This is a genomic window from Kineococcus sp. TRM81007, assembly GCF_022669155.1.
GTDB lineage: Bacteria > Actinomycetota > Actinomycetes > Actinomycetales > Kineococcaceae > Kineococcus.
Window position 1 is genome coordinate 39629 of record NZ_JALBVB010000037.1, and the last position, 6727, is coordinate 46355.

A 6727-nucleotide genomic window follows, 5' to 3' on the forward strand; every position below is an offset into this window, starting at 1 on the left:
GGGCGGGGCCGGGGACCGGTCCGCCGCCGTCGCCGAGGGGGCCGACGGGCGCGTCGGGCCGTCCTTCCGGGGTCTCGCTCACGTGGTGCCCTTCCGTGCGGGGGTGGGGGAGGTCCGAGGTGGCCGGGCGGTCCGCCCGGCCGTGGTGCCGCGGCTCACGTGCTGCGCGCGCGCACCCGGCGCTCCAGGTCGTCCAGGTCCGCCGCCAGCTGCACGAGCGCGGCGTCGTCGGCGGGGTCGGGTCCGTCGAGCAGGGCCAGCACCCGCCGCGCGGGCAGGCCGGTCAGCCACGCCACCTGGTCGGCGACGTCAGCGGGCGCGGCGGTGCCGTCCAGCCGCACCAGCGCCCGCAGCCGCAGCAGCGTCGCCGAGCGCAGCGCGGCCGCCGCCCGGCCGGTGGCGCGGGCGCCGGCGTACAGCCGACCGTGCCCCTCCACCGTCTCCGCGGCGCGCACCACCACCGGCAGCGGCTCGGTCACCAGCCTCCCCAGGCGCCGGCCGCGCCACAGCGCGGTCGTCAGCCCCGCCGCGAGCAGCAGCGCGGCGGCGGGCCCGGTCCACGGCGGTGCGAGGGACGCCAGCGGCACCAGGGGGGTCTCGGTGTCGAGGGGGTCGGGCAGGTACCACACCACAGTGTCCGAGGTGCCCAGCGTGCGCAGCGCGAGCGCGCCGTCGCCCTCCAGCGCGGCCCAGCGGTTGGTGAGCACGTCCGGCTGGCCGAGCAGCACGACCTCGCCGCGCCCGGTCGCCGGGTCCGCGGGCAGCACGACGTAGGAGCCGCCGTAGCAGGACGCGGCGTCGCTGCCGCCGGGTGCGGCGTAGGTGCGCCCGCCCGCGCGGGCGCGCCCGGCCGCGGTGGCCGCGGCGAGGTCGCAGCCCGGCGGCAGGGTGCGGGCGGAGGGCGTGCCGGTGGTGCGCAGCCCCGGCGCGACGGCGTCCAGCTCCTCCAGGGCGTCGCCGTCGGGCGCCGCCAGGACCAGCCGGGCCCCGGCGTCGGCCAGCGCCTCCCACCGCTGCTGCGGCACCAGCCCCGGGTCGGTGACGAGCACGGTGGTGCCCGGGCCCCCCGCGCGCACCGCGGCCAGGGTCGCGTCGAAGGTGCGCTCCTGGCGCACCCGCACGCCCTCCCGCTGCAGCACCCGCGCCACGGCGCGGGCACCCTCGGGGGCGGTGGAGTCGGCCGCCAGCGCCTCCCGGGACGTGCTCGGGGTCAGCAGCGTGAGCAGCAGCACCAGGCCCACCACGAGCGCGGTCACCAGCAGCGGACCGCGCCACCGGCCGCGCCCGACGGCTGCGGGGCCGGTGTCCGGCGAGCCCGCCCCGGGGGCCTCCAGCAGGGCGCTCACCGCGCGGTCCCGGCCGCCGGTGCGAGGGGGCGCGCGGCGGCGACCTCCTGCAGGACGCGGCGCAGGTCGGCGTCGGTGACGGCCGACGCCGACCTGCCGCCGTAGCGCACGTCGTCGAACGCGCGGGCCGCCAGGGTCAGGCCGGCCGCGCAGCCCGGCAGGGCGTCGGCGGCCTCCACGGCCACCTCGTGCGCGGTCCGTCCCGGGCGCCGGTCCAGCAGGGCGCGCTCCTCCAGGGAGCGCACCAGCGCCCGGAACCGCTCGGCGACCGCGTCGTCCCAGCGGCCCGCGGCCGCCGCCTCGTCGGCGCGGCGCACGTGCTCGGCGGACGGCTCCGGGCCGGACGCGAAGACCTCCTCGGTGCGCGGCGCGCTGCCGCCCCGGCGCAGCGGGCCGGACACCAGCAGCACCACCACCACGACCGCGACGAGCAGCAGCACCACCACGAGCACCGCCGTCCAGCCGGTCCCGAGCCCCGGCACCTCCACGGCGCTGAGCCGCTCCACCAGCCACTCCCAGGCGCGCAGCAGCCACGAGCCGCTCTCCTGGCGGTACTCGCGCCCGGCGAGCTCCTCGGCCAGCAGGCGACGGGCCTCGTCCCGCCCCGGCAGCACCGGGACGCCGGTCCCGCGCAGGGCGCTCACCCGCCCGCGGCGGCGCGGTGCAGCTCCACGTCCAGGCCCTCGCGCCGCATCCGCAGGTCCACGTACACCAGGGCCGTCACCGACGCCAGGAAGGGGTAGGCGACGACGCTGCCGACGATCGAGCCCAGGGTGCCGACGCCCTGGGAGAGCCACAGGCTGCGGGTCGACGCGCCGCCGTCGACGAAGGCGCCCAGGAACCCGCCCACCAGCGAGAACGGCACGGACACGGCCGTCACCACGGCGCCCACCACGACCGCCGTCAGCAGCAGGATGCCCAGCGTGCGCCAGAACGCGCCGCGGGTCAGGCGCCAGGAGCGGCCCATCGCGCGCCGCGCGGACAACCCCTCCAGCAGCAGCGCGGGCGTGGCCATCGACCACTTCACCCACAGCCACGCCGCCACGGCCGCCCAGCCCAGCAGCCCGGCCAGCAGCAGGACCGCGCCGGTGGCCGCGCCCGCGGTGCCGTCCACGAGCGCCAGCACGGCCACGCCCGGCGCGAGCGCGACCGCCCCGGCGACGCTGGCGAGGGTCACCAGCACCGACACGAGCACCAGCCCGCCCAGCCGCCGCCGGCTCGAGCGCCACAGCTCCGCCAGGGAGATGGTGCGCCCCAGCACCGCACGGCTGACGCTGAGGATCAGCATGCCGTTGAGCACCTGCACCGCGACCACCTGCAGCAGGGTGCTCACCGCGAACAGCGGCACGGAGGTCTGCACGGCGTCCAGCACGACGGAGGCGTCCCCGGTCCCCGTCTCCACCGCGGTGCTCGCCCGCACCAGGTCGCGGGTGACCAGCACGGTGGCGACGAGCGTGACGAGGGAGGTGACGACGACCACGAGGGCGGACAGGCCCACCATGACCCGGGGGTTCTGCCGGAAGGCGCGGAACGCGCCGTCCCAGATCTCACCCAGCCCCAGCGGCCGCAGCGGCACGATGCCCGGCCGCGGCGCCGCGGCGGGCTGCTGCTCCCAGCCCCCGCCGGACCACCCGGTGCCGGTCCACCCGGCGCCCGCCGGCGCGCCGGCACCGTCGGCGACCGGCGGCGGCGCGGCCCCCGGGTCGTCCCCGCCCGGTCCGCGGCCCCCGCCGGGGGACGTCCACCCGCCCTCCGGGCCCTGCCACTGGCTCATCGACCCCGCCCTCGATCGTTCCTCGCCCCATCGTGCCAGAGGGCCCGCGGCGCCGGGCCGGCCCCGCGACCGGGCCGGTCGCCCGGGCGTGGCCCCGCCCCGGCGCGGGCCGGCGACGGGCAGGATGGCCCCATGAGGGGACGCGTCCTGGTGGTCGACGACGACACCGCTCTCGCCGAGATGCTCGGGATCGTGCTGCAGGGCGAGGGCCTGGAGGCGCGCTTCTGCGCCGACGGCGACGCGGCGCTGGAGGCGTTCCGCGCCACCCGCCCGGACCTGGTGCTGCTGGACCTGATGCTGCCGGGCACCGACGGGATGGAGGTGTGCCGGCGCATCCGGGCGGAGTCGGGCGTGCCGATCGTCATGCTCACGGCCAAGGGAGACACGGTCGACGTCGTGCTGGGGCTGGAGGCCGGGGCCGACGACTACGTCGTCAAGCCGTTCAAGCCGAAGGAGCTCGTCGCCCGCGTGCGGGCCCGGCTGCGCTCGGCGGGGGACCGGCCGCCGGAGACGCTGCGCATCGGTGACCTGACGATCGACGTCGCCGGGCACTCGGTGCGCCGCGACGGCCGCTCCCTGCCGCTGACGCCGCTGGAGTTCGAGCTGCTGGTCACCCTGGCCCGCAAGCCGTGGCAGGCGTTCACCCGCGAGGTGCTGCTGGAGCAGGTCTGGGGGTACCGGCACGCCGCCGACACCCGCCTGGTCAACGTCCACGTGCAGCGGCTGCGCTCGAAGATCGAGAAGGACCCGGAGCACCCCGAGATCGTCGTGACCGTCCGCGGGGTGGGGTACCGCGCGGGGCCCCTGTGACCCCGGGTGCGCAGCCGGGGCGCCCGCCCGCCGCGCGGGCCGGTGCGCGCCCGGCCCGCCCCTCGCGGGTGGGGGCGCTGCGGCGCGGCGCCCGGCGCGGGCTGCTGCGGCGCTGGCGCTCCTCGCTGCAGCTGCGCGTGGTGGTCACCACCACCGCGCTGGGGCTGCTCGTGGCGGTCGCCGTGGGCACCTACCTGCTGGACGCCGTCGCGGACGGGCTCGTCGAGGAGCGCCGGCGCGCGGCGCTGGCCGACGCCGCCCGCGCCGCGGCCACCGCCCGGGCGCAGTTCGACGCCTCCACGCCGCGCACCGGCGCCGACGTGGAGCAGCTCGCCGGCGACGTCGTCTCGGCGCTGGAGGGCCCCGGCCCCGACCGGCTGCGCGGCGTGCTGCTCCTCGGCGGCGAGGACGCCCCCGGGCAGGGGGCGGAGGACGGCGTCCGCGTGCGCGACCTCGCCTCAGAGGGCCTCTCGCCCTCCGACGTGCCCGCGACGCTGCGCCGGGCCGTGACGTCCTCCGACCTGCAGCAGGCGCAGCTGACCGACCTGCCCGCCGGCGGCGACGCCCCCACCCTGCTCGTCGGCTCCACCGTGACCCTGCCGCGCGCCGGGCAGCGCGAGCTGTACTTCGCCTACTCGCTCACCAGCGAGGAGCGCACGATCGACCTCGTGCGCACCACCTTCGCCGGCGGCGGCCTCGCCCTGGTCGTCCTCGTGGGCACCGTGGCGTGGGTGGTGACGCGCCTGGTGGTCCAGCCGGTGCGCGAGGCCGCCGGGACCGCCGAGCGGCTCGCCGGCGGGCACCTGGACGAGCGGATGCGGGTGCGCGGCAGCGACGACCTCGCCCGGCTGGGCAGCGCCTTCAACGCCATGGCGGCCGGCCTGCAGCAGCACATCGGCCGCCTGGAGGAGCTCTCCCGCCTGCAGCAGCGCTTCGTCTCAGACGTCAGCCACGAGCTGCGCACCCCCCTGACGACGATCCGCATGGCCGGGGAGGTGCTCTTCGACGCGCGCGCCGGCTTCGAGCCGGTCGCGGCGCGCTCGGCGGAGCTGCTGATGACGCAGCTGGAGCGGTTCGACACGCTGCTGTCGGACCTGCTGGAGATCAGCCGGTTCGACGCCGGGGCCGCCGCCCTGGAACCGGACCCGCAGGACGTGCGCGCCCTGGTGCACCGCGTCGTGGACTTCACCGCGGCGCTCGCCGAGCGCCGCGGCAGCACCGTCCTCGTCTCCGAGCCGGCTTCGCCGTGCACCGCCGAGGTGGACGCCCGGCGCATCGAGCGGGTGCTGCGCAACCTGCTCGGCAACGCCGTCGAGCACGGCGAGTCGCGGCCCATCGAGGTGACGGTCGTGTGCGACGAGTCGGCGGTGGCGGTCGGGGTGCGCGACCACGGCGTGGGCCTGGCGCCGTCGCACCTGCTGCGGGTCTTCGACCGGTTCTGGCGCGCGGACCCCGCGCGGGCGCGCACCACCGGCGGCAGCGGCCTGGGCCTGGCCATCGCGCTGGAGGACACCCGCCTGCACGGCGGCCGGCTGGAGGTGTGGGGCCACCCCGGCCACGGCTGCCACTTCGTGCTCACGGTGCCGCGCGCGGCGGGGCGCCCGCTGCGCTCCTCGCCGCTGCCGGTGGTGCCGGTGGGCTGGCGCGAGCCCGTCGCCGCCCTGTCCGCGGGCCGCTCGTGGGCGGGACCGGGCGGCGCCCCGGGGGTGGGTGCGTCCAGCGGCGCGGGGGAGGCGCCGTGAGCGCCGGCGGACCCGCCCCCGGCGCGCCCGGGGGCGCCCGGCTCCCGCGCCGCGCGGTGGTGGCGCTCGCGCTGGCCGCCGCCACGGGCTGCGCGGGACTGCCCCGCTCGGGTCCCGTCGTCGCCGGCGCCCGCGTCCAGCAGGACCCGCGCCTGGGCCTGCTGCAGGTCGTCCCCCGGGGGCCGGTGGACGGGGCGGGCCCGGTGGACGTCGTGCGCGGCTTCCTGCTGGCCGCCGCGGCCGGGCCGGCCGGTGAGCCGGTGGCGCGCGAGTTCCTGTCCGCGGGCGCCCGCCGCACCTGGCGGCCGGACGTGTCCACGACCGTGCTGCAGGGGGTGCCGCTGGTGGAGGCGGTCGAGGACGCGGGCGCGGACGGCACGGCCGCGGTGCGGGTGTCGGCGACGGCGCTGGCGGACATCGACGCCGGCGGCCGCTACGCCCTGCGCCCGCCGGGGGACGTGCTGCAGCGCACGGTGCGGCTGGTGCGCCGGGACGGCGTCTGGCTCGTGGACGTCCCCGGCGACGGGCTGCTGGTGACGCAGGTGGACGCCTCGCGGTCGCTGCGCCCCTTCCCGGTGCACTTCGCCACCGCGGACGCCGCCCAGCTCGTCGGCGACGTGCGCTGGTTCGCCTACGGCTCCTCCACCGCCACCCGCGTCGTCACCGAGCTCCTGGCGGGCCCCTCGGCGTGGCTGGCGCCGGCGGTGCGCAGCGGTGCCCCGCCGGGCACGCGCCTGCGCACCGGCACGGTCCCCGTCTCCGGCGGCACCGCGGTGGTGGACCTGACCGCCCCGGTGCTGCGCGCCGCTCCCGAGGAGCGCGGGGTGCTGCTGGCGCAGCTGCGCGCCGGTCTGGGCCGCCTGCCCGGCGTCGAGGAGGTGGTGGTGCGCGTGGACGGCGCGGAGCTGACCCGCGAGGCGGGACCCTCACCGGTGCTGGACCCCCCGGTGGCGCTGCCGGTGCCGGACCCGCGGCTGGTCCTGGCCGCGCCGGGGGGCGTCTCGCGGTGGGGCGCCGGGGCGGCGCACCCGGTGCCGGGTCTGGCGGCCGCGGGG

Annotated in this window: 6 protein-coding genes; 3 read left to right on the top strand and 3 right to left on the bottom strand. The window is 79.3% G+C overall.

Going from position 1 to position 6727, the window contains the following annotated elements; genetic code table 11:
* Window positions 1-155: 155 nt before the first annotated feature.
* Genes MN205_RS05180 through MN205_RS05190 form a run of 3 tightly spaced genes read right to left on the bottom strand, consistent with a single transcriptional unit; the run spans window position 156 to window position 3120 of the window.
* Complete coding sequence (locus MN205_RS05180) at window positions 156-1346, bottom strand: DUF4350 domain-containing protein (protein ID WP_242124982.1); 1191 nt, start codon at window positions 1344-1346, stop codon at window positions 156-158.
* A complete protein-coding gene (locus tag MN205_RS05185; RefSeq protein ID WP_242124984.1) occupies window positions 1343-1990 on the bottom strand; it encodes a DUF4129 domain-containing protein in 648 nt (215 codons plus the stop codon). The genes MN205_RS05180 and MN205_RS05185 overlap by 4 nt, the downstream gene beginning before the upstream one ends.
* Window positions 1987-3120, bottom strand: coding sequence for a glycerophosphoryl diester phosphodiesterase membrane domain-containing protein (locus tag MN205_RS05190; protein WP_242124986.1), 1134 nt, complete (start codon window positions 3118-3120; stop codon window positions 1987-1989). Before MN205_RS05190 ends, MN205_RS05185 begins: the two co-directional genes overlap by 4 nt.
* Before the next feature lie 132 nt (window positions 3121-3252).
* On the opposite strand from MN205_RS05190, the gene mtrA reads away from it, so the two are divergent.
* From mtrA to MN205_RS21585, 3 genes are all read left to right on the top strand, one after another.
* Window positions 3253-3930 carry an MtrAB system response regulator MtrA gene (gene mtrA / locus MN205_RS05195; protein WP_242124988.1) on the top strand — a complete coding sequence of 226 codons (678 nt, stop codon included), beginning with the start codon at window positions 3253-3255 and terminating at the stop codon, window positions 3928-3930.
* Window positions 3927-5672 carry an MtrAB system histidine kinase MtrB gene (gene mtrB, locus MN205_RS05200; RefSeq protein WP_242124991.1) on the top strand — a complete coding sequence of 582 codons (1746 nt, stop codon included), beginning with the start codon at window positions 3927-3929 and terminating at the stop codon, window positions 5670-5672. The genes mtrA and mtrB overlap by 4 nt, the downstream gene beginning before the upstream one ends.
* Window positions 5669-6727, top strand: a 1059-nt coding sequence (locus tag MN205_RS21585) for a GerMN domain-containing protein (protein WP_242124993.1), incomplete at its 3' end; no start/stop codon positions are given. The genes mtrB and MN205_RS21585, both read left to right, overlap by 4 nt.

Bases quoted from the DNA above. Each gene is read 5' to 3' on its own strand.
- MN205_RS05190 (WP_242124986.1), bottom strand. From the start codon at position 3,120: ATGAGCCAGTGGCAGGGCCCGGAGGGCGGGTGGACGTCCCCCGGCGGG.
- mtrA (WP_242124988.1), top strand. From the start codon at position 3,253: ATGAGGGGACGCGTCCTGGTGGTCGACGACGACACCGCTCTCGCCGAG.